The 23,752-nt window shown below is 62.7% G+C and carries 19 protein-coding genes; 1 reads left to right on the forward strand and 18 read right to left on the reverse strand.

Annotation, left to right across the window (positions count from 1 at the left end; genetic code table 11):
• Window positions 1-3: 3 nt before the first annotated feature.
• From HT585_RS14640 to HT585_RS14725, 18 genes are all read right to left on the reverse strand, one after another.
• The gene (locus HT585_RS14640) at window positions 4-711 is read right to left on the reverse strand and encodes an SDR family oxidoreductase (protein ID WP_176353629.1); all 708 of its coding nucleotides are present in this window, start codon (window positions 709-711) and stop codon (window positions 4-6) included.
• Window positions 692-2,347, reverse strand: coding sequence for an amino acid ABC transporter permease (locus HT585_RS14645; RefSeq protein WP_176353630.1), 1,656 nt, complete (start codon window positions 2,345-2,347; stop codon window positions 692-694). Before HT585_RS14645 ends, HT585_RS14640 begins: the two co-directional genes overlap by 20 nt.
• Before the next feature lie 78 nt (window positions 2,348-2,425).
• Window positions 2,426-3,172, reverse strand: a complete 747-nt coding sequence (locus tag HT585_RS14650; protein WP_176353631.1) for a transporter substrate-binding domain-containing protein — start codon at window positions 3,170-3,172, stop codon at window positions 2,426-2,428.
• A gap of 26 nt (window positions 3,173-3,198) precedes the next feature.
• Window positions 3,199-4,266 (reverse strand): LacI family transcriptional regulator, encoded by a 1,068-nt coding sequence (locus HT585_RS14655; RefSeq protein WP_246707687.1) that lies wholly within the window; start codon window positions 4,264-4,266, stop codon window positions 3,199-3,201.
• A 343-nt stretch (window positions 4,267-4,609) separates the two neighbouring features.
• Window positions 4,610-7,534, reverse strand: a complete 2,925-nt coding sequence (locus HT585_RS14660) for a DNA translocase FtsK (RefSeq protein WP_176353632.1) — start codon at window positions 7,532-7,534, stop codon at window positions 4,610-4,612.
• A 350-nt stretch (window positions 7,535-7,884) separates the two neighbouring features.
• Window positions 7,885-8,943, reverse strand: coding sequence for a plasmid partitioning protein RepB (gene repB / locus HT585_RS14665; protein WP_176353633.1), 1,059 nt, complete (start codon window positions 8,941-8,943; stop codon window positions 7,885-7,887).
• A gap of 5 nt (window positions 8,944-8,948) precedes the next feature.
• Window positions 8,949-10,208, reverse strand: coding sequence for a plasmid partitioning protein RepA (repA, locus tag HT585_RS14670; RefSeq protein ID WP_425513746.1), 1,260 nt, complete (start codon window positions 10,206-10,208; stop codon window positions 8,949-8,951).
• A gap of 272 nt (window positions 10,209-10,480) precedes the next feature.
• On the reverse strand, window positions 10,481-11,920 hold the full coding sequence (locus HT585_RS14675; RefSeq protein WP_176353634.1) for a M20 family metallopeptidase: 1,440 nt from the start codon (window positions 11,918-11,920) through the stop codon (window positions 10,481-10,483).
• A gap of 103 nt (window positions 11,921-12,023) precedes the next feature.
• On the reverse strand, window positions 12,024-13,568 hold the full coding sequence (locus HT585_RS14680; protein ID WP_176353635.1) for an ABC transporter substrate-binding protein: 1,545 nt from the start codon (window positions 13,566-13,568) through the stop codon (window positions 12,024-12,026).
• Between the two features lie 53 nt (window positions 13,569-13,621).
• Entirely contained in the window at window positions 13,622-14,479 is an 858-nt protein-coding gene (locus HT585_RS14685; protein WP_176353636.1) for a serine hydrolase, read from the reverse strand.
• Between the two features lies 1 nt (window position 14,480).
• Entirely contained in the window at window positions 14,481-16,109 is a 1,629-nt protein-coding gene (locus HT585_RS14690; RefSeq protein ID WP_176353637.1) for an ABC transporter ATP-binding protein, read from the reverse strand.
• Window positions 16,106-16,924 carry an ABC transporter permease gene (locus HT585_RS14695; protein ID WP_176353638.1) on the reverse strand — a complete coding sequence of 273 codons (819 nt, stop codon included), beginning with the start codon at window positions 16,922-16,924 and terminating at the stop codon, window positions 16,106-16,108. The genes HT585_RS14690 and HT585_RS14695 overlap by 4 nt, the downstream gene beginning before the upstream one ends.
• A complete protein-coding gene (locus HT585_RS14700; RefSeq protein ID WP_065797635.1) occupies window positions 16,921-17,865 on the reverse strand; it encodes an ABC transporter permease in 945 nt (314 codons plus the stop codon). The genes HT585_RS14695 and HT585_RS14700 overlap by 4 nt, the downstream gene beginning before the upstream one ends.
• Before the next feature lie 344 nt (window positions 17,866-18,209).
• A complete protein-coding gene (locus tag HT585_RS14705; protein WP_176353639.1) occupies window positions 18,210-18,389 on the reverse strand; it encodes a hypothetical protein in 180 nt (59 codons plus the stop codon).
• A 345-nt stretch (window positions 18,390-18,734) separates the two neighbouring features.
• Window positions 18,735-19,865: an FAD-dependent oxidoreductase gene (locus tag HT585_RS14710; protein ID WP_176353640.1), complete on the reverse strand. Its 1,131-nt coding sequence runs from the start codon at window positions 19,863-19,865 to the stop codon at window positions 18,735-18,737.
• Window positions 19,866-19,922: 57 nt separating this feature from the next.
• Window positions 19,923-20,411, reverse strand: a complete 489-nt coding sequence (locus HT585_RS14715) for a GAF domain-containing protein (RefSeq protein ID WP_176353641.1) — start codon at window positions 20,409-20,411, stop codon at window positions 19,923-19,925.
• Window positions 20,412-20,507: 96 nt separating this feature from the next.
• Window positions 20,508-21,410, reverse strand: a complete 903-nt coding sequence (locus HT585_RS14720) for a LysR family transcriptional regulator (RefSeq protein WP_176353642.1) — start codon at window positions 21,408-21,410, stop codon at window positions 20,508-20,510.
• Window positions 21,411-21,628: 218 nt separating this feature from the next.
• Entirely contained in the window at window positions 21,629-22,015 is a 387-nt protein-coding gene (locus HT585_RS14725; RefSeq protein ID WP_176353643.1) for a BRA0787 family protein, read from the reverse strand.
• 392 nt (window positions 22,016-22,407) lie between these two features.
• On the opposite strand from HT585_RS14725, the gene HT585_RS14730 reads away from it, so the two are divergent.
• A complete protein-coding gene (locus HT585_RS14730) occupies window positions 22,408-23,625 on the forward strand; it encodes an SfnB family sulfur acquisition oxidoreductase (protein ID WP_176353644.1) in 1,218 nt (405 codons plus the stop codon).
• Window positions 23,626-23,752: the final 127 nt, after the last annotated feature.

A 23,752-nucleotide genomic window follows, 5' to 3' on the forward strand; every position in this document is an offset into this window, starting at 1 on the left:
CCGTCACCATGAAATCCGCCGTCCGTCGTAGCCGCGGAAACTGCCGCTATCGGCCATGCCCGCTCCGTCGATCCTTGCCTTCAATCCGGCCGCACTCGTCGCCACCGGTACCTGGGCCTCGTCGCCGCCCATGTCGGTCTTCACCCAGCCGGGGTGCAGCGACAGCACGGTGATGCCATCCTTGCGCAAATCCTGCGCCAGCTTCACCGTTGCCATATTCAGGGCCGCTTTCGAGCAGCGGTAGGCGTAGTCGCCGTCATCATCGTCGAGCGTGCCTTCGGCAAGCGAACCGGCGCGGCTGCTGATGTTGGCGATGATCCGCTTCTCTCCGGCAACGAGATTTGCCTGCAGGGCCCGCGCCAGAAGCAAGGGCGCGAGCGCGTTGATGCGCATGACCTCGACGAAATCCTCGTCATCGAGCGTCGCCAGCCCACCTGTGTCGCCGCGGATGCCGGCATTGTTGATGAGCACGTCGATCGCTATACCTTCGAGCCCACGTCCAAGTGCCGTGATCGAGGCGCTGTCTGAGACATCGAGCGACTGCGTTTCGATGTTGCCGTCGAAAGACGCCTGTCCACGGACGCAGGCAATCACGCGCCAGCCGTCGCCCGCATAAAGCGCCGCCAGTTCGCGGCCAAGGCCGCGGGAGGCGCCGGTGATCAGTACCGTCCGGCGCTCCCGCGCTCCAACCCTATCGATGCTTGATGTCATATTTTCTCTCGACCATGTTCACGAGGCTCGCCGCGGCCAGCGTCAGGAAGATGTAGAAGATCGCGGCAGAGTTATAGGGCGCGAACGGCAGGAAGCTTGCCGACTGGAACTCGCGCATCCGCTGGGTGATGTCGCGGATCGACAGGATCGACAGAAGCGAGGTGTCTTTCAGGATCGCGATCAGTTCGTTGCCGAGCGGCGGAATGATGATCCGGAATGCCTGCGGCAGGATGACGAGCCGCGCCGTCTGCCAGCGATTGAGGCCGATGCTGCGCGCCGCCTCGACCTGGCCGACCGGAATGGCGTTGATGCCCGAGCGGAAAATTTCCGCGAGATAGGCCGAATAGGCAAGCGCCATGGCGACGATGCCACGAACCAGATTGGGCGGATCGAGCACACCTTGCGTGGCATCCTTCAGCGCGCCGCTGAGCGGCAAGCCGACATAGAGCACGATCACCAGCATCGGAATGCCGCGAATGGTATCGACGATGAATTCCGAGCCGATCGCCAACGGATGGCGCTGGTGCAGATAGCCGCCGAAAGTCAAAAGCCCGAGGACGATTGCAAGCACAGCGACGGTGATGCCGGTCGCCCTATCGCGGTCGTTGAGCGCCTCGGGCTTCCACAGCACCGGCAGATCGGCAGGCGCAGAGGCGGCCGGCAGCAGGGCGGCACTGACGCCTTCATTCTTCGCGATCGAGGCGAGCGCCTCGGTCGGGCCGACAAAGGTGCGCACGGGCGTCTCCGTCTGCGGCGCGCCGTCATACTGGCCGAAGCGCACGGCGCTGATCAGGCCCGCCGGCGTATTGGTGACGATGCCGACCTTGCCTTGAAGCGTGCCGGCGAGCACGTAGGTGTCGCGCGGCTGCAACAGGAACCAACCGGCCACAAGCGCAAGTACCAGAGTGGCAACGGCAAAATACAGGCTGGTGCGCACCGTCGAGTGCAACTGCAGAAGCCCGACCCAGATGAGGCCCAGCACTGCGGCCAGAATGTAGGCGGCAATCGCGGCGCGGATGGTGGTCGCCACGCCTGCGGCAAAGGCGATATGGGCGAAGAAGAAGACGAAGACCAGTCCGGCGCCGTTGACGGTGCCGAGGACCCAGCGGCCAGCACGCCGCAGCGGAGTATCGACAGGCTCGCCACCACGCGCCCCGGCAAAAAACAGCCCGAGCCCGAGAAGGCTCAGCAGCAGATAGGCGGGAAACAGCCAGGCCTCGACGCCTCGCACCCACAGATCGGCCGCCTCCGTCAGTTGCCGCGGCGTCACGCCCTTGACGATCAACTCCGATTTGAAGGCATCGACGCCGTTTGCAACCACCGAGGCGATGAAAGGATGAATGTTCTGGCCAAGCAACAGGACGACCGCCGCAGCGACGTTAAGGAAGGCGCAGGCGACCGCCCATTTCGGCCGGCTCGCCTTCTGTCGCGAAAACAGCAGCACGCAGAGCCCCGACGAAAAGGCGATCGCCAGCGCAAGAAACCCGGGCACGAAGGCCGACGAGCCGTTCTCGACGCCAAGAATGGCGCGAAGCGACCGCTGGTAGTCTCCGGAGGACACGAAGAGATAGATGATGAAGGGCAGCGCGGTCAGGATGATGAGATTGCTCGGACGCACGCTTCTCAGGAACGACATTCATTCCTCCGGGGTATCGAATGGAACAGGCTGTGATCCCGGAGCGCACGTCGACGCTCCGGGGACATTGCGGAAGGGTTACTTCAGGCCCCAGTACTTGTTGATCAACTGATCGAGCGTGCCGTCGTCCTTGATCATCTTCAGGCCTTCGTTGAAGGCCGCGACGTTTTCGTCGCCCTTGCGGAAGACCAGGCCGAGCGGGTCGGATTCAAGATCCTTGATCGCTACCACCAGTTCCCCGGCAAATTCGCGCTCGTAAGCCGCCGCATTGGCGCCGTTGATGACGACACCGTCGACATCCTTGTTCTTGAGCGCGATGATCGCAGCGCTGAATGTGTCATAGGCGGCGACGTTCTCCTTGCCGACGACGCTTTCGGCGACCTGCGCGTCGGTGGTGTTCGCCTGGGCCGACAGCTTTCTGCCGGCGTCCTTGAAGCGTTCTAGCGTGATGTCCTGGTCTTCAACGCGCATCAGCACGGCCTGGCTGTTGACGATGTAAGGATCCGAGAAATCCATCGCCTTCTTGCGTTCCTCGGTGATCGAGACGCCCGATGCGACGAGATCGAAATTGCCCTGATCGAGAGCAGCAAAGATGCCGTCCCAGCCGGTGGTGATGAACTCGGCCTGGCAGTTGATCTTGGCGCAGACCGCATTGACCACATCGACGTCGAAACCAACGATCTGGCCGGTTGCCGGATCGACGCTTTCCATCGGCGGTGAGGTGGTGTCGGACCCCACCTTGAGCAATTTTCCGCCGAGATCGGCGGCATGGGACACGCTTGCGGAAAGGGCTGCAAAGGTCAGTGCAATGATCAGTTTTTTCATGGTTCTCCTCCTTGGATGGTAAAAAATTAGGCTAGCCTGCCGCCGAGATTGTCTGGCTGTCGTTCGATCAGGGTTGGCCTAAAGACCTGCCTGAGCGCCTTCGGGTCCTCGCCCTCCATGCGCTTCAACAGGAATTGTCCGAGGGTCCGTCCAAGGACCTCGATCGGTTGATAGAAGGTGGTGATCGGCGGGGTGAAATAGGCGCTGACGTTGATGTCGTCATAGGCGATCACATCGACGTCGACACCCACCTGCCTTCCGAGGCTGCCGAGCCCCGAAAGCACGCCGAGCGTCGTCGATTCGTTGATGCAGACAAAGGCGGTCGGCGGCTCGGCGACCTGCAGCAGGTCGATCACACTCTGCCGGCCGAAATGGGTGGAGAGATCACCTTCGACGATCAAATCGGCAGAGGCGGCAATCCCCGCCTCGCGGAAGGCGCGAGCGAAGCCGTCCAGCCTGTCCATCGCATAAGAGAACCGGCGCTCCGGATTGACGAGCGCGATCCGACGATGACCGCCGGCGAGCAGTCGGGCAGTCGCAGCATGGGCCGCCCATTCGTTGTCGATATCGACATGGGCGTAGTCCAGATCCTTGCGGCAACGTCCCATCGAGACAAACGGGAAATGGTGATCGACCAGCAGATCGATGCGCGGGTCGTCGGCAAGAATTCCCGAAAAAATCAAGCCATCGGCAAGCCCCTGATCGACGATGCGGCGAGCCGCTTCAGCGCCGTCGGCAGCATCGCGGATGACGTGCACAGACATCCGGTAGTCGGTGCCATCAAGCGCCTGGCTGACGCCACTTAAGATCTGCGTATATTCGACACCGTCCCACTCATAGTCGCGCGCGGCCGTCACTGGCATCAGCACGGCGGCCTGAAAGCTCTTTCCGGTGCGAAGCGCCATGCCGCGCGCGTTCGCCTGATAACCGACTTCGCGCGCCGCCTTGAAGATGAGATCGCGGGTCACGGGCGCAACGACAGGCGATTCCCTGAGCGCTTTCGAGATGGTCGCGATGGAATAGCCGGTGATCTCGGCCAGCGTCTTGATCGTTGGCGCCGGTGCCCGCCGGGTTTTATGCATATGCGCTGCCATGCACCCTCCCAGGCCCTTGGCTCACTCTTCACATATGCGTAACAGCCAATAAAAACGTTTTCAAGGAAAATAAAAACGTTTTTATTTTGACATGGGGAGAACTTCGAGTGGCGAAAATTCTCGATCACAGGGACCGACTATAGACCTGCGCGCCAGCCCGAGCGGGGCTCTGATTGCGGCGAACAGTGGAAGGTGGCCGCTCCGAGACAGATGCCGCCCCCCCCGCGACCGTGGTTCAATCGCTACGCGGCATAAGAAAAATTCGGTGCGCACGAAAAAGGCCGCGCAGCATTCGCTCCGCGGCCTCTTATCGAACAATACCCTGCGCCCTACGCGCGAGTTGTCAGTCCATGTCGTCGCCATCAGGCGCGACCGCATGGTCGCGATTGCCATGGATGATCTCGCGCTTGCCGACATGGTTGGCAGCGCCGACAAGGCCTTCCTTCTCCATGCGTTCGACGAGAGAAGCGGCGCGGTTGTAGCCGATGCCCAGGCGACGCTGGATATAGGAGGTCGAGCATTTCTTGTCGCGTAGCACCACCTTGACGGCCTGGTCGTAGAGTTCGTTGCCGTCCTCCGAAGCCATGGCGGTCTTGTCGAACACGGCGCCCTGCTCTTCCGCAGGCTCCTCTTCCTCTTCGTCCGCCGTGACGGTTTCGAGGTATTCGGGCCTGCCTTGCGTCTTCAGGTGGGCAACGACATGTTCCACTTCCTGGTCCGAAACGAACGGTCCGTGGACACGGGCGATGCGCCCGCCACCCTGCATGTGCAGCATGTCGCCCTGGCCGAGCAGCTGCTCGGCACCCTGTTCGCCGAGGATGGTGCGGCTGTCGATCTTCGAGGTCACCTGGAAGGAGATGCGGGTCGGGAAGTTGGCCTTGATCGTTCCGGTGATGACATCGACCGAAGGCCGCTGCGTCGCCATGATCAGGTGGATACCGGCAGCACGCGCCATCTGCGCCAGCCGCTGGATCGCCCCTTCGATCTCCTTGCCGGCGACCATCATCAGGTCGGCCATCTCGTCGACGATGACGACGATGTAAGGCATCGGCGCCAGATCCATTTCCTGCTGCTCGAACAGCGCCTCGCCGGTGCCCTTCTCGAAGCCGGCCTGAACCGTGCACATCACCGGCTCGCCCTTTTCACGGGCGGCGGCAGCGCGTTGGTTGTAGCCGTCGATATTGCGAACGCCGAGGCGCGACATCTTGCGATAGCGATCCTCCATCTCGCGCACCGCCCATTTCAGCGCCATGACGGCCTTCTTCGGATCGGTAACGACGGGCGTCAGCAAGTGCGGGATGCCGTCATAGACGGAGAGCTCAAGCATCTTCGGGTCGACCATGATCAGACGGCACTCTTCCGGCTTCAGCCGATAGAGCAGCGACAGGATCATGGTGTTGATCGCCACCGACTTGCCCGAGCCGGTGGTGCCGGCCACAAGCAGATGCGGCATCTTGGCGAGTTCGGCGATGACGGGCTCGCCGCCGATCGTCTTGCCCAGGCACAGCGCCAGCTTGCAGTTCGTCTTGCGGAAATCAACGGATTCGATCAGCTCGCGGAAATAGACGGTTTCGCGCGTCGCATTCGGCAGTTCGATGCCGATGACGTTGCGGCCGGGCACGACGGCGACGCGGGCCGACAGTGCCGACATCGAACGGGCGATGTCGTCGGCCAGATTGATCACGCGCGAGGATTTGACGCCGGGCGCCGGCTCGAATTCATAGAGCGTGACGACCGGACCGGGGCGGACGTGGATGATCTCGCCGCGCACACCGAAATCTTCGAGAACGCTTTCGAGGAGCCCGGCATTCTGCTCGAGCTGTTCCTGCGACATGAAGAAGCCGCGCCCTTCCGGCGGCTCCTGCAACAAGTCTTCGGACGGGAACTCATAACCATCGGTCGGCACGAAACGCTCGGTCGCGCCGATCGGCGGTAACAGCGACGGTGCGCGCGAGACCTGGGCGGGCATGGTGATCGCTGCCTTGGAAACCGTCGCAGCCGGACGAGCAGGCTCTTCCTCAGCCATCAACGCGCTGATCTCAGCCGGCTCGATAACGGCAGGAGGAACCGATGCGATTTCCGACGGCACGACAATGGGTGCAGGCGCGTCGCGGACAGGTTCGACCGACACCGGTTCTACCGGTGCCGTTTCCGCGGCGGCAGGCATCGCTGGTGCGGCGGCTGCCGGGCGGCATTCGACGACGCGGAACAACGACGTGATCGCCGTTGGCGGCATACGCCTGATTTCGACCGTTTTGACGGGGGCCGGAGTTGATGCCGGCGTCGGCATCGTCACGGACGAAGCTGGCGTAAAGGAAACCGGCGCCGCGGTTTCAACGAATGGCTTCGGCTGCACGGCTACGGCCGCGGCCGGTTCGTCATCCCCACCGGACGGACCGAATTCGAAGAACGCGAAATCCGACAGGAACGACTGACGCGTGTCAGTCGGGAACTCTGGCGCGAGGGCCGTTGGCTCAGCGATCGGCAGCGGCTCGGCCGTTACAGCCGGCGGCGTGATGGCTGCAGGCGCTTCGTTGGTAGCCAGGACCGGCTGGCTCTCAGCGATCGCAGTACCACCGACGGAAACCGCGTTGGCGGCCTCTGCCTTGGGCGCCGACGACCAATGCGGCAGCTGGCTCGTCAACACGCGCAGCAGCTCGGACGGGCTGTAGGATGGCAAGGCAGGTTCGGCGGCCGGTACCGGCGCGGCGAAGACCACCGGCGTTTCAGCGGACGCGGCAACCTCGATAACCTCAGGAGCCACGTTGTTGGCCACCGGAGCAACCTCGACTGTCGCGACCTCTGCGACGACCGTTTCGACAGGCGCACTGGTTTCTTCAGGCGCCACTTCGCTCTCGCTGTCCGATGGCGCGCGGCGCTTGGTAAATTCGCGCTCCGGCGTGCGGGTAAAGCGCACATTCGGCGCCAGGAAGAAGTGGCTCTCCCACGTCGAATCGCCGTAGTGGCCGGCGATCTCCGACAGGGTCGGCAACGGCTCGTCGGTCGACGTCGTCACCTGGGCCGGCGCGTAGGCCGTGCCCTGGCCATAAAGGCGGGCAGCGCGGCCGACATGTGCCGTCGCGTCCGATTGCAGGTTGGCGGGTCTGCGAGGCGCGGCAGGCGCCTCGTACAGCTGGTAGGGATCGACGGGTTCCACGTCATGGGTGGGCATATCGCTCAACGCACCGTCCTGCGGATCGTCATAGTAATCCGCCTGGTTTGCATCATGCAAAGCTGCCTGAGAGAAATTTGTCCTGGGAATACGCATGGGTCCTGGAAGAGCTAGAGACATCGCCGAGGGGCCTGCTAAGCGATAGAAAATGAAGGTTAACAAGTCCCTTCCAAGGGCCGCCCGAAAGACGTCCGGCGGGCCGCTGAACCCGGCAAAGCGACCGCTGAAACGCCCGCAATCCCCATCCCGCTCAAGGGCATCGCGCCATTCTGTCGCTGGCGGCCCGGGGACGAAAATATTTCTTCCGGTTCCCCATTCCGAGACGCTTCAGCATGGCGGGGCGAGCCGCTTCAGTCGGAGACGGAGGCCGCGACGAATCGCACCGGCGTGACGAGGTCACGCCGGTGCGAGAATGACCGCCAAAAGTGTGCGACAATCCCGAGCGATCAGCTCCGGCGCGCAGCCACGAAAGCCGCGTGATGCTTGGCCAGCAGCTCGATCGCCTCATCGACAAAAGCCGGGCTGACGTCAGGCGAAAACTCGATCCGGGCGCTCTTTTCGTCCCGCTTCAGCTTGGCAAAGGCCCGGCCGTTTTCGTCCTTGAGAACCTCCGGCTTGGCCGGATCCTGCCTGTCGGTCCGCGACAGGCGTGCGAAGACGAGCTGAAAGCGCCGGTCGCTGTCGGCTTCGAGGAACCGCCTCAAACTTATCTCGTCCTCTGCCTTCTGCCGTGCCGGCTCGCCTTCCAGCAGAGCCCCGATCGCCATCCAGCGTTCCCGGCCGACCTTGGGCGCCGGGCCGATAGCCCGCGCGATTGGCAGCGGAACGCTTTCGGCGACCTGGATCAATCGCGACAACTCGCTCTTCTGGACGGAAAGCGCGTCGCCGATCACCTTGCGATCGAAGCCTCGGTCGACGAGCGCCGAGGCAAAAAGCGCGCGCTCGATGAACGAAAGGTTGCGGCGTTCGGCGTTTTCCTTGCCCTGCGCCAGCACAAGCTCATCATCCGTCAAGGGTCGAACGATGGCCTTGACCTTGATGCCGAGACTGCGGACGGCGTTCAACCGTCGATGACCATAGGCGGTCTGATAGCGACCGTGCTTTTCCGGATGCGGGCGCACCAGGATCGGTGACTGCTGGCCGTTTTCGCGAATGCTGTCGCCGAGCGCCAGGAAGTCCGGATCGTCGAGTTCGCCGTCGGTCAAACGGTCGCCGACGAAAGAGGCGTCCACCAGATCGGGATCGAGTTCCACGACCCGTTCGCCCTGATGCAGCGCCTCGCGCAGCGACCGGGCTTCCTCGGCCTCACGCGTGATGCTGCCAAGCGAAAGACCCATGGCCTTGATGGCGCCCGACGCCGCACGGGGTGTTTCGACAGGCACAGGTACGGCTTTCGGGGCTGCCGTCTCGGCGGGGGCGGCCAAATTCTGCTCGGCTGCGGGCGCGGCCGGCGTTACGTTTCCGGAAAAAAGGGCACGCAGTTCGTTCTTGCGGTTGCCAGCCATGTCTCTTAGCGCCCCCAGGCCGCATGAATGAGAGCTTCGATCTCGCCGTTGACGGCGTTCAAGGATTCGATCGCGCGGTCGTAGGTGGCGCGCGTGAAATTTTCCCGGCCCACTTCGTAGAGCGTCTGCTTGGTGAGACCAGCATCGGAAACGGCGGTCGACTTGACCATCGCCGAGGTCAGGACGCGGTCGCCGAACAGCGAGCGCATGAAACCGACGATCTGCGCCTGCGGGCCATCGTTCGGCTCGAAGCGGGTGACGAGATAGCGCAGGAAGTCGAAGTTGAGTTCGCCGCCCGCCTCGCGCACGACGCTCAGCAAGTCCGAGGTCATGTAGAGGAACTGGTTCATCGACGCGACGTCGAGCATCTGCGGATGCACGGTGACCAGCACCGACGTCGAGGCGCAAAGCGCCGACAGCGTGAGATAGCCGAGCTGCGGCGGGCAGTCGATGACAACGACGTCGTAGTCGTCGGCAACGCTTGCCAATGCCGCCTGGACCCGCGCGAAGAACAACGGGCCGGCCTCCGAGCCATTGTGGCGGGCGCTGAGCGCCTGCGGCGTCGTGTGTTCGAACTCCTGCAGTTCCAGATTGCCGGGCACCAGGTCGAGCCCGTCGAAATAGGTCGGCCGGATGATGTCCTTTAGCGGCCGTGCCTCGGCGTCGTAGCGGATTGCGCCATAGAGCGTGTCGTTGCCGGTGAGGTCCAGTTCCGGCTGATAGCCGAAAAGGGCCGAAAGCGACGCCTGCGGATCGAGATCGACGGCCAGAACCCGGTGGCCGGTCATGGCGAGATATTGCGCAATGTGGACCGACGAGGTGGTCTTGCCGGAGCCGCCCTTGAAGTTGGTGACGGAAATCACCTGCAGGTGTTCACCGCGCTCGCGGTCGCGCCATTTCAGGTAGCTGCGCGCCTTGGCGGCATTGCCTTTTGCAAGCGCCTGCTCGGCCAGGTGACGGCGGAGCGCATTGATATCGGAGAGCGAATAGGAGCGACGGCCGCCGGTTCCGGTATCGGGTTGCGGCCCCTCGCCCGCCAGCGACAGCTGGCGCAGATAACCGTCGGAGACGCCGATCAGCTTGGCGGCCTCGCCGGAGGTGAAGCTGCGAAGGGTCTTCATCGCGGTTGGCGGGAACAGACGCTCCCGCATCGCCTTCAGCTGTTCGGAAAGGGCGCGTGCATCGGCGGCGATCGCTTCATCCGCCGGCTGCCGGGCGTGGGAAAGATCCGTCTCGGGTCGCGTTTGTGTTACCGTCATATCCATTCCCGCCGTGCTCCTGGCGTGCCGTCCCGCATGGTTTACGCTGGGGAGACACTAACAGAGATTTAATTCAGATACGCCTAAATGGCACATATTCAGAAAATTCCGTAACAGTGATGCCGGATGCAATGATTCGCGTCAAGGCGTCGGGCCGGATTCGAACATCCCAGTGAACACAATCCCCTGATGTTACGAGTCGAAGGAAACAGGAAAGCCGCCGACCCGAGGGCGGCGGCTTCGTTGGAACATCGAGTCTTGGCAATATTGCCAGATGCTCAGAGCTTGGGACCGATATGAGCCGGGATCGGGCACCGGTAGGGGGTGCCCTCGGTCTTTTCCCGCCACTCGGACTTCGCGCGTGCCAGCAGGTCCGGATCGAGGATGAGATCAAGGCCGGTCGTTGCCAGCGACTTGGCGGCATGGGCGAACGCCTTGTGCGCCGCCGGGCTCTTGCCCTGCGCCACCACCTGCCAGGTGTGCGGCGCAGTGCCGATCGCCCAGGCAGGTGCCCAGCATTGCGCCGTCGGCGTCACCCAGCTGACATCGCCGACATCGGTCGAACCGGCACGGAAATGCGACTGACCCTCGAATTCACGAAGCCCCAGGTGCAGGCCGCTCGATCCGTCCATCCGGCTGTTGGCAAAGACATCGCCCTTGATCTGGTAAAGCCGGATGCTGCTGGCGATCGCCTCCGGCGTCATCGTCTTCTGGATCTCGCGGGCAAACTCGACGTCGGCCTCATCGAAGGGAACCGGGCCGAGCGCAACCATGTTCTGGTGGATCGCCGTTTCCAGCGTGATGTTGGGCAGCAGATTGGTGGCGGCGCGATCGAAGACGATCTCGACCTCCGTCTCTGTCATCATCGCCGCTCCCCTGGCGACCTTGTCGATGCGGGCAGCCAGTGCCAAGGCTTCCGGCATTTGCGGTGCGCGCACAAGATAGAGCGCTTCGGCACGCGCTTGGACGACATTGGCCGCCGTGCCGCCGGCATCGGTGATCGCGTAGTGCACGCGGCAATCCTGCGGCATGTGCTCGCGCAGGAAGTTGACGCCAATGTTCATCAGTTCCAGCGCGTCAAGCGCGCTACGCCCAAGATGGGCGCCGTTCGAGGCATGTGCCGCGACCCCCTTGAAACGATAGTAGATTTCGAGGACGGCGAGATTGTTGGTCGAGCGCACCCCGTTGAACGGTGCCGGATGCCAGGTGAGCGCGGTATCGACATCGGCAAAGGCGCCGGCGCGCGCCATGAAGGTCTTGCCGGAGCCGCCCTCTTCGCCAGGGCAGCCGTAGTAACGCACGGTTCCCGGCAGATTGTTTTCTCTGAGGTATTGCGCAAGTGCCACGGCGGCGAGAAGCGACCCCGTCCCGAGAAGATTGTGGCCGCAGCCGTGGCCGGTGCCCCCGTCCTCAAGCGGTTTCTCCTCAGCAATGCCGGCGATCTGGCTCAGGCCCGCCAGCGCGTCGAACTCGCCGAGAAGGGCGATGACCGGACCGCCCTCGCCTGCCTCGCCGGTAAAGGCCGTTTCGATATCGGCCGTTCCCCGCTTGATGCGAAACCCGTGCTTCTCCAACATCGCAATCTGCGTTGCCGCCGACTTGTGCTCGCGAAAGCTCAGTTCGGCATAGTCCCAGATCGCATCGCTCATCGCAGCGAATTCGGGCTTCAACGCCTCGACGATGTCGGAGAGAGCGGCGACGACGGATGGCTGGGGCATAGATATTCCTCTTGCGGGCAGCATGGGGGGCCGGCCGCATTGGTATTTCTGTCTTCAGGTTGAAGGCGGCGGCACGGGTGCCGCCACCGAGGATTATACGGGGTTAGTCGTCGAGCGTGACTTCCCAGAGCCGGGTGTTCGACTGCCACACAGGCTCGCCGTGCAGCTTCTTCGTCGCGCCCCAGATGTCGACCATGTCGTACATGAAGATCCCCGGGACTTCCTCGAGCATCAGCTTGTGGAATTCGTCGAAGATTGCCTGGCGCTTGGCCTGGTCGGCCTCGACATAGGCCGCCTTCATTAGCTCGATTGCCTTGGGGTTATCCCACATCAGCGAGGCGTTCTTGTCCTTGTTGCCGACGTAGAAGGAATACATCAGCGCTGGATCGAGACGCGGCGCGACCGACTGCGAGATCACCTGGTAGTTGCCGGAGCGGCGGCGATCGACCTGGGTCGCATAGTCCAGCACTTCGATCTGCACGTTGAGACCAACCTGTTGCATCATCGCCTGGGCGACGACTGCCGCCGGGAAGCTCGGCACGTTGCCGCGCTTGTTGGCGATGATGGTGATCGGCTCGCCGTTGTAGCCGGCATCCGCCAGATCCTTCTTGGCCTTTTCCAGGTCCATCGGGATCTTGGTCTTCTGGACGTCGGAGTAGAAGATCGAGTCCGCAGAAACCATCGAGCCGTTGGCCTCGCCTGTGCCGTTCGACACGGCGGCAACCAGCTGGTCGAGGTCGAGCGCTTCGGCCATGGCGCGGCGAACGGCGATGTTGCTCAGCACCTTGTCGCGGGTCTGGAAGTAAAGCAGGTTCTTGCCGTTGTTGCGCTTGACGATCAGTTGCATCGTCTCGCTGTCCTTGAACTCCGAGATCAGGTCGGCGGAGACTTCGGCGGTGTCGAGCGCACCCGACAGCAGGCCGGTCTTCACCGTCGAGGCATCGGGGATGACCATGAACTTGATGCCGTCGACCAGCGGCCGCTTGGAGCCGACCATGCCATCCGGCTTGCCGTCATTGGCCGGCGAAACATAGGCGTCGTTCTTCTCGAGACGGACATATTCGCCCTTCTTCCACTCGGCCCATTTGAACGGCCCGGTACCAATGGGCGCGACGAAGGCGCCGTCCGCGCCAACGGAGTCCTTGGCGATGATGCCGGTATAGCCGCATTCCGGACGCGCCATCAGGCCGAGGAAGACTGCCGAGGGCTTTTCGATCGTCATCGTGACCGTAGACGGATCGACGGCGGTGACCGCCGAAACCTTGATGGTCTTGCTGCCGTCGAAGTCGCCGGCGCAGGTCCACTTGGTGTCTGCGGCCATGTAGCGGTTCCAGTTCCAGACGACGTCGTCGGCCGTGACCGCATTGCCATTGTGGAACTTCACGTCGTCCCGCAGCTTGAAGGTATAGGTCAGGCCATCCGGCGACACTTCAAAACCCTTGGCGACGAGTGGCTTGACCTCGCCGTTTTCGGCGTAGCCGACAAGGCCTTCGACGATGTGAAAGATCACGGAATCGGTGTTGCCATCACGGTTGACACCCGGGACGTTGCTGCGGATATCGGAGCTCTGCGCGACGACCAGGTCACGCGCCTCGGCAAAGCCGATGGCACTCATCAGCATGGTGCCGGCAAGGAAAATGTTCTTCATGGTTCCACTCTTCTCCAGTTGTTTCTTGTTGGATTGTTGCGGTTGATTTCGGCTCAGAACGCGTCCCAGCAGGCCTTGGACAATAGGCCGATGGTTTCGAGCGCAATGGTGTAGCCGGGCGTGCCGTCGGCCATCACCTGCGGCACGGCGTCGGTGAAGACGGCGATGCAGTAGAGCGGCCTGTTGTCGCGATAGACGAGGCCGGCATCCATGCGCCCGCGCTTGCCGCGCCCGGACTTGCTGGCGACGACAGCCTCAAAAGGCAGGCGCGAGCGGATACCGTAGCGCAAGATCTGGTTTTTCAGCGTCTGCAGCGCAAAGCGGCAGAGCTCGACCGATGTGCCGAGACGGGCGGCGGCAGCTTCGTCATCCTGCGCAGCAAGAATGGCTTCGAGCAGCAGGATCTGGTCGGCCGCCGTCGTCGTCGTAACTTCGCCGAGCGAATGGTCCGGCTTCAGCCCGAGCGGCGGGATCAGGAAGCGATGGTGGGTTCCGGCCATCCCGATCGCCTTGCAGTAGCTGTCGACTTCTTCCAGCGTCAGCCGCTCCAACACCATCTTGGTGCAGACGTTGTCGCTCAAGACCATCATGCCGACGATGGCATCACGCAGCGAAATGACGATGCCCGGCGTCATGTAACGGAACATGCCGCTCGCGACCTCGTGCTTCAGCCGCTCTTCGTAGGTGATGGCTGAATCAAGATCGAGCCGGCCCTCGTGCGCCGCCTTCAGCGCCGCCATCATGATCGAGGTCTTGCGGGTGCTCGCCGACGGCGTCTCTTCGTTTTCGCCCCGCCCGATCGTCTCGCCGGTGTGGAGATTGCGGACGAGGAAGCGCGTGATGAACGGCTGGGCGTCGGCGATCGCATGAAGCTGTTCGGAGATGGTGGCGGTCGTGATCGCGATGGTCATGTCAGGCCTCCAGGCGCCATTTGAGGGTTACGCCGCCCGTCTGGTTGAGGTCGAGCGCCGGGATCGCCGACAGCAGCTTGCGCGTATAGGCCTCCTGGGGCTGGTCGAAGATGCGGTCGCGATCGCCCTGTTCGACGATGCGGCCGTCCTGCATGACGATCACCCGGTCTGCGACCTGCTCGACAACGCCGAGGTCGTGACTGATGAACAGGCAGGAAAAGCCGTAGCGCTTCTGCAGGTCGGAAAAGAGTTCGAGCACCTGCGCCCGCACCGTCACGTCGAGTGCCGAGACCGGTTCGTCGGCGATCAGGAACTTCGGCCGTCGGGCAATCGCCCGGGCAATGGCGACGCGCTGGCGCTGGCCGCCGGAAAGCTCATGCGGATAGCGGCTGGAAAAATCGCCACCGAGCCCGACCTCATCCAGCGTTTCCAGCGCCCGCTTGCGCTTGGCCGCGCCATCGAGATCGGGCACCAGCCGCAGCGCCTCTTCGACCAGCGCCTGAATGGTCATGCGTGGGTCGAGCGAGGAATAGGGGTCCTGGAAGACCATCTGGCAATTCAGCCGGTAATCGCGCCAGTCGGCGCTGCGCTCGCGGCCCTGGAAGAGGATCTCGCCTTCGCTCTCATTGACGAGACCGGCGATCGTGCGCCCGAGCGTCGTCTTGCCCGAACCGGAGCCGCCGACGAGGGCAACGACTTCGCCGACGTGAATGTCGACACTAACGCCGTGCAGCGCGCGCTTCGGCGCCTGCTTGCGGAAGAGCCCTTTGCGGCCTGGATATTCAACGACTATATCGCGCGCCGACACCATCGGCGTCCGGGACATGTCGAGCTTGCGCGGCGCCGCGCGAAACGGCAGCGAAGACAGGAGCTTGCGGGTGTAGGGATGCTCAGGCGCGCTGAGGATATCCTCGGTCGTGCCCTGCTCGACGATCACGCCCTTTTCCATGACGACGAAGCGGTTGGTGTAGCGCGCCACCATCGGCAGATCGTGGCTAATGAGAAGAACGGCCGTGCCTTCGGCTTGCGTCAGTTCGACCATCAGCTCCATGACGTCGCGCTGCACCACGGCGTCGAGCGCCGTCGTCGGCTCATCGGCAATCAGCAGAGCCGGCTTCAAGAGCATGACGGAGGCGAGCATGATGCGCTGGCGCATGCCGCCGGAAAACTCGTGCGGATAGGCGGCAAGCGCCCGCTCCGGTTCCCGCAGGCCGACGCGCTTCAGCATGTCCAGAATGGCGGCCCGACGTTCGTCGGCGCTCTTCTTCGTGTGCAGGATCAGGCCTTCTTCCAGTTGCCTGCCGATGGTCATCGACGGGTTGAGCGAAGTCATCGGTTCCTGGAAAACGACGCCGATCTCGCCGCCGCGCAGATGCCGGAGATCGCGATCCTTCAGGGACAACACATCGCGTCCGCGGTAGCTGATGGTGCCGCCGACATGGCGCACGGCAGGCGGTATCAGCCCGATGATGGCGCGGGTGGCGAGCGTCTTGCCAGAACCGGATTCGCCGACGATGCCGACGATTTCACCCGCGCCGACGTCGAAGCTGACGTTCTTCACCACCTGGTTGCCGTTATGGGCGACGGCAAGTGACAGATCGCGAACGCTGAGGAGGGAATTTCCGGTCATTTCAGGCCTCGCATGCGGGGGTCGAGCTTGTCGCGGAGCGCGTCGCCGAGAAGGTTAATGCCGAGCAGCGTCAGCGCGATGCAAAGGCCGGGGAAGAAGCCGAGCCAGACGGCCTGCTCGATGAACGGGCGGCCGGCGGCCAGCATGTTGCCCCAGGTCGGCGCCGGTGGCGGCACGCCGAGGCCAAGGAACGACAGCGCGCTCTCCGACAGGATCGCCCAGCCGAACATCGAGGTCGCAAGCACGGTAATCGGCGCAAGGCAGTTCGGCAGGATGTGGCGCAGCATGGTGTAGATCTCGCCATTGCCCATGACGCGCGAGGCCTCGATGAACTCCCGTTCGCGCAGCGACAGGACGGCGCCGCGCACGACCCGCGCCATCGACGGCGTATAGGCGATGCCGAGCGCGAAGATGATGCCGTACTGGTTTGCCCCGAAGACAGCGAGCAAGCCGAGCGCCAGAAGGATGCCGGGGAAGGCGAGCAGCGCGTTGTTGACCGCCATGATGACGCCATCGACCCAGCCGCGGGCATAGCCGCTGACAAGGCCGATCAGCGTGCCGCAGACTACTGCGAAGGCAACCGTGAGACAGCCGATCCAGACGCTGGCGCGGGCGCCGATCATCAGCCGGCTGGCAACGTCGCGTCCGAACTCGTCTGTGCCGAGCCAATGGGCGGCACCGGGGGCTGCCAGACGAGAGGTGAAGCCGAGTGCCGAGGGATCGTAGGGCGTCCAGAACACCCCGATCAGCGCGGTAATGACGAGCACGGCGATGAGACCGCCGCCGATGACGCCGTTGAACGTGAACTTTCTCATTCTGCCACCACCCGCGGATCGAAGAGAGGATAGAGAAGGTCGACCACCAGGTTGACGACGACATAGGAGAAGGCGACGAGCAGCAGGCAACCCTGGATCACCGGGTAATCGCGCTGGAAGATGCTGTCGACCATCAGGCGACCGAGGCCCGGGATGGTGAACACCGTCTCGATCACGGCGATGCCGCCGAGCAGATTGCCGAGGATCAGGCCGATCATCGTCCAGGTTGGGCCGAAGGCATTCTTGAAGGCGTGCTTCCAGAGCACGGCACTTTCCGACAGACCCTTGGCGCGGGCGTGGGTGATGTAGTCGAGGCGGAGAACCTCGAGCGTCGAGGCGCGTGCCATGCGGATGATCACGCCCATTTCGTGGATGACCAGCGTCATGACAGGAAGCACGAGGTAGAGCAGGCCCGCCTTCCAGTTTTCAGAGATCGGCACGTAGCCGAGTACCGGCAGCCAGCCTAGCTTGAGGCCGAAGGCAAGCAGCAACAGCAGGCCGAGCCAGAAGGTCGGTATCGACAGAAGTACGGTCGCCGTGCCGACCAGCGCCAAATCCGTCAGGCTGTTCTGCCGCCAGGCGGCAATGACGCCGGCGGGAACGGCAATCAGGCTCGCCAGGAACACGGCGATGACGACGATCTCGGCGCTGACCATGAAGCGGCTCAGCACCAGGTGCAGAACCGGTTCGTCAGTGACGATAGAACGGCCGAAGTCGCCGGACAGGATATTGCCGGCCCAGATGACGAACTGCTCTGGAATGCTGCGGTCGAGGCCGAGCACGCTGCGCATTTCGGCGATCTGCTGCGGCTCGGCCATATCGCCGAGCATCAGCGCCGCCGGATCGCCGGGAATGAGACGGATGAGCGTGAAGACGGCAACCGAGACGATGACGATCGTCGGTATCGCCATCACGAGACGATTGAGTATGAACTTGATCATGGGTTCCCCGTACTGAGAACAGCCTGGCGCGACATCGCGATTCGGCCTTCCTGTCGGCTTTTGTTGACGTAACTATGATTGAATGGAAAAAATCACGCAATATTATGAGTAATCGTCATAGCTCTATGACGAAGGGGTGACATAAGAGCTGCCACCTGACCTGATCAAGTGGGGCGATGCACGCTCCCAAAGTTCGGCTACGCCAAGCCACGACGGACTCAATTCAGCAGAACGGACAGCGGGTGAAGGTGAGCCACCGGCAGAAAAGCAGGAGCTCACTGGGAAGCCCCCTATCGCCTTGCGTCGAATGGACGTGCGAAGGGCTGCCGAGGATAGGCCTCCGGTCACCAGCGGATGCTGAAACCTATCTTGAGATCAGGAAGCAGACGGCCGTCGTGCGCGGCTTTGCCGTTGACGGCAACTGCAATGGCGAGCGTAACCAAGCCAAAGACGATGCCGGCAACGACAAATCGAAGTGTTATGACGGCCGCTTGGCGCTTCTTTGGCATTGCCTGCAACATCATCCACAACCATGTCCTACGGCGTCACCTTCGAGCGCGCCCAGAGAAAGACCTCTGGTAGTGCGGTAAGATCGAGTGAACGCCATGAGCATCGACAGTTGCCGTACCGGGATACGTCCCCGCACCTCTACCGCCTTCGCTCAGCGCCTGGCTCTTCAAAGCGCCTTCGGGAATCATGCTTAAGGTATGACGCAACGTTCGGCTCAAGCGGAATTTTGAGGCGATAGCGCGGATCGTAACCATCGGCCGCGTGCCCGGAGTTAGCTCGATGGCAGGCCAAGGTACGCGCCTGACACACTCTGCGTGTCCCTCGACCATCAACTCCGAAACGATCGCAATGGTCCGCGATCAAAGCAGGTGAAGGTGTTCGGCGAGCTCACGGGCGGCAGCACCGCCTGCGCGGTTTGCACCGATGGTGGACGCCGACGGGCCATAACCGACGAGATGAAGTCTCGGATCCCTGGCCACCTGTGTCGCAAGCCGACCTGTCATCAGGATGCCGCCATCGGCATTGCGCAATTGCAGCGGCGCCAGGTGATCGAGCGCGCTTCGAAAGCCGGTGCTCCAGAGAATGACGTCGACGTCTTGCTCCCGGCCATCCGGCCAGCGCACACCATGCTCGATTAGCTCGGCAAACATCGGCTGACGATCGAGCGCACCGCGGGCGCGGGCAGCGAGGATCGCCGGCGTCACCGGAATGCCGGTGACGGAGACGACCGAGCCCGGCGGCAGGCCACGTCGGACGCGATCTTCGACCATGGCGACGGCCGCGCGCCCGACCTCCGGTGTAAACGGCGCGTCACGAAAGGCCGGCGCCTCGCGCGTTACCCAAGTCGTCGATGTCACCTGCGATATTTCATCCAGCAGCTGGATTGCCGAGATACCGCCACCAACGATCAGCACGTGCTGGCCGGCAAATTCACCGGCCGTCTGATAGTCCTTCGTATGCAGCTGGCGACCCTTGAAAAGGTCGGCCCCCGGATAGGACGGAATATAGGGCGCTTCCCAGGTGCCGGTGGCGTTGATGATGCCGCGCGCGGCATAGACGCCGGCGTCGGTCTCCACCCTGAAACGTTCGCCCCGCTCGCACACCACCTTGACGACAACCGGCCGGCGAACGGGTAGGCCGAATGCCTTCTCGTAGGCGCCGTAATATTGCGGCACGGCAACTGCGGCGTGGACCTCGCCCTTGCTCGTGTCGACGGCTTCGGCAAACTTCATGCCGGGAAGATCGTGAATGCCGTTGACGGTGCTCAGCGTCAGCGACGGCCAGCGGAACTGCCAGGCACCGCCCGGCTGCGGCGACCGGTCTATGACGACGTACTGCATCTGGGGCGAAAGGCCGAGCCGGCTCAGATGGTAGGCAGACGACAGGCCCGCCTGTCCGGCACCGATGACGACGATATCGATTTTGCGGGCCACGCGCGCATGCGTCTCGGCCTCGGCGGTGGGCGCGACGGCGTCCTGGATATCTGTCATGGCGCGATCAACACCGATAGCCGGTTAGTTGCTGACACATCATGGCGGCCAATGCCTTCAGCCGATCGCCGCGGCGAAGATCGCGGCCAGCTTTTCGATACCGGCCTGGTCGTCACGATCGAAACGTGCAGGTTCGGGGCTATCGAGGTCGATGACGCCAATCACCCGGCCATGACGCCTGACGGGAACGACGAGTTCGGAGCGCGACGCAGCATCGCAGGCGATATGCCCCGGAAAGGCGTGCACATCCTCGACGAGGATCGACTGTCCTTCCTTCACGGCCGTGCCGCAGACGCCGCGGCCGACAGGAATGCGCACGCAGGCGGGCTTGCCCTGGAATGGTCCGAGCACCAGCTCGTCATCTGTGTCGAGGAAATAAAAGCCGGCCCAATTCAGATCGGGCATCGTCTGGAACATCAGCGCCGAGGTGTTGGCGGCGTTGGCGATCATGTTGGGCTCACCCTGCAGCAGGGCTTCGAGTTGCTGCGCCAATTCCCTGTAGAATTCGGTCTTGTCGCCTGTGTCGATTGCGGCTGCCTGGAACATGGTCTCTTAACTCTCCCAACGCATGGACCGGCAATGTAGTGTCGCGCTCGACGTTTGCCAATTGCAACACGGACGCGCCGGCGGCGTGCAAGGCTCTCACGGCTGCTGCGAAACGGCGATCTGCCGCTTCAGGCAATCGATCATCGCCTGGGCGGCGATCGACAACGGCACGCCCGCGGCGGTCGCGACGCCGAAATCCTGCGTCAGGTGCGGCGAAAAACTCCTGATCTCGATCGGCAGATGCCGATGCAGATTGGCGAAAAAACTGCTGATGATCGCAACGCCGAGATCATGGGCTGCATAGGCGCAAGCCGAACTGTTGCTGTGCGTCTCTATCTTGACCTTCTGCGGCACGCCTGCCTTTCGAAAGATCTCGTCGAGCATGACCCGTGTCGGTCGCCGGCGGCCGATCAGGATCAGCGGTATTCCTCTGAGTTCCTTCGGCGTCACATGGTCGAGCGCCGTCAGCGGGTGGCTTTTCGCCATCACACAGACGCTGACACCGCCGGCCACCGGCTGCATGTCGAGGCTGGCGCTCAGTTGCCCCTCATAGCGCAGAAAACCAAAATCGATGACGCGCTGCTCCACCAGGCGGGCAATTGCCACGGTCGTGTCGAAGAAGGTTTCCACCCGCACGCCCGGAAAGTCCTTGGCATAGTCGGCGAGCATCGCAGGCGCAAAGCTTTCCGACATGCTGTTCGGTAGGCCGATCCGCACGACCTCAGGGCCAACGGCGCCGCTGCGAAGATCCTGGGCGAGATTGGTGAAACGATCGATCCCGAGCAGAATATGCTCGGCATCCTCCGACAGCTTGAGCGCCTCCGGCGTCGGGATCAGTCGGCCCTTGTCGCGCGCAAACAACGTCAGCGACAGATCCTCTTCCAGTTGCTGAAGAAGGCGGCTGACACCGGACTGGCTAAGCCCCATGGTCTTTGCCGCCGCAATCGTGGAGCCGGTGGCAAGCAGCGTGCGCAGCACTTCCAATTGTCGAAAATTCATGGCCGCGCCCACCGTCCCCATCGCCGTCGTCTCTGCTGTGTTTACGAAAAGGCGGAGGAACTAGGAAGCGGGATTCGGCGGCATCGGTTTGCCGGCGGGCAGCGGCGGCGCTGAGATACCGCCAAGCGGGCGCGCGGCCCGGATGAAGAGGAAAGGGATCCATGCGGGTGCCGAAGAGCACGCTTGCGCTCTCCGGTCTGTTTGGAATGCTCCGCCGATCAGACGTCGACGTGAAGCGATGGCTTGAAACGTTCGGCAAAGACCTCGATCGAGCCACGGCCGTAGCGACGCAACTGCCGCCTGGTCAGAACGGACATGACACGCGCGGCCGTCGAAAACGTCATTTCATCGAGCGGCCCGTCGCCACTCCAGGGTTTGCTCAACCCGTCTGTGACGATACCGATCATGTTGGCAGGCATGATATCCGTGCAAGGTTTCATCGCGTCGAAGACCATACTGATCGGCAACAACGTGCCTTCGAACGAAACCACCGGTTCAGGCATCCCCTCGCCCCAATCATCATAAGCCTCAAGGGCATCTCTAAAGAGATTGTGCAGGATGATGGAGGCATGCCCTTCGTGAAGAGCGGGCAGCAAATTCGTCATTAGTGTCTCCTTCAGTGGTTAAGGCCGGGAAACGCGAATGGCCAATACTGTCAGCATGTATTTGTCATCGTGCCGTGTGGCCGGTACTTTGACGGCCACACAATCGGTAGACTGCAGGCCATGGCAAAATGCAAAAGTGAGGCAATGGTTCCGAGCGACCGCCAACTTTTTCGGCGTTTGTTGCGGATGCGGCTTTCGGACGGAACGGACGCCGCGCTCGATCGGCAGCCATTTCGCGCCTGGTTTTCCGCTACCGACTTGAAAACGCCGGCCATTCGCCAAAGCATGAGGAACGAAAAACTAATATCCACATATTCCATAGAATATACGATCTTACCTGACGACGCCAGATAATTCACAGATATGCGCCACTATCGACATGGAGCAATCACATGGGGACGATCTCGCAGCTTTCCGAGAAGACAAAGCTCTCGGCACACCGGATCGCAAGCGAGGAAGAGGCGCTGGAGATCGCCCGGGACCTCGCGGGCGAATTTGCCAAACGCTCGAACGAGCGGGATACCGACCGGATCCTGCCCTTCGAGGAACTCGATACCCTCGCTCAATCAGGGCTGCTCGCAATCACCGTGCCATCCGATTATGACGGCATCGACGTTTCCAATGTGGTACTGGCTGAAATCATCGCCATCCTGTCCTCGGCCGATAGCTCGATCGGCCAGATCCCGCAGAACCATTTCTATATTCTCGAGGCGTTGCGCACCGACGGCACGGAGGAACAGAAGAAGTTCTTCTTCGGCCGCGCGCTCGCCGGCGACCGCTTCGGCAACGCGCTTTCCGAGAAGGACACGAAAACAGTCGGCGACTATGCGACCCGCCTGACGCCCGACGGTCTCGGACACCGCCTCAACGGCCGCAAGTTCTATTCGACCGGGGTGCTCTTTGCCGAATGGGTCGTGGTGTTCGCGCTCGATCCGGACGAGAAACTCACGATGTCCTTCGTGCCGCGCGGCGCGGAGGGCCTGCAAGTCATCGATGACTGGGACGGCTTTGGCCAGCGCACCACAGGCAGCGGCACCACGGTGCTGCAGAACGTCTACGTCACCGCCGACGCGGTCGTGCGTCACCACCGTGGCTTCGAACGCCCGACGACGATCGGCTCGGTCGGCCAGATCATCCATGCCGGCATCGACCTCGGCATCGCGCGCGCCGCCTTTGCCGAAACGCTCGACTTCGTCCGCAATCGCGCTCGCCCCTGGATGGATAGCGGCGTCGAGCGTGCGGCGGACGACCCGCTAACAATCGCCCGCATCGGACAGCTCGCGATCCGTCTCGAGGCGGCAACCGCCATTGTCGAGCGCGCCGGCAAGAAGGTCGATATCGCCCAGATCAACGGCACCGAGGAAAGCGTCATCGAGGCAACTCTGGCCGTCGCCGCCGCCAAGGTCCTGACGACGGAAATCGCGCTTGAAGCCAGCAACACCCTGTTCGAGCTCGCAGGCACGTCGTCGACCCGCATCGGCCTCAATCTCGACCGGCACTGGCGCAACGCCCGCACTCACACGCTGCACGACCCGGTGCGCTGGAAGTATCACGTCGTCGGCAACTACCACCTCAACGGCGCCACGCCGCCGAAGAACGGCTCGCTCTAACACCGTGACCTGACAACATCATTATCATTGCCTTTGGATCCGCCAAATCCACAGCCAAACGAAAAGGACCGCCCGGAAAGCCAGGGCGGTCCTTTTCATTTCGCAAAGCCCGATATTTGCAATCCGG

The sequence above is a fragment of the Ensifer oleiphilus genome, from assembly GCF_013371465.1.
Lineage (GTDB): Bacteria > Pseudomonadota > Alphaproteobacteria > Rhizobiales > Rhizobiaceae > Ensifer > Ensifer oleiphilus.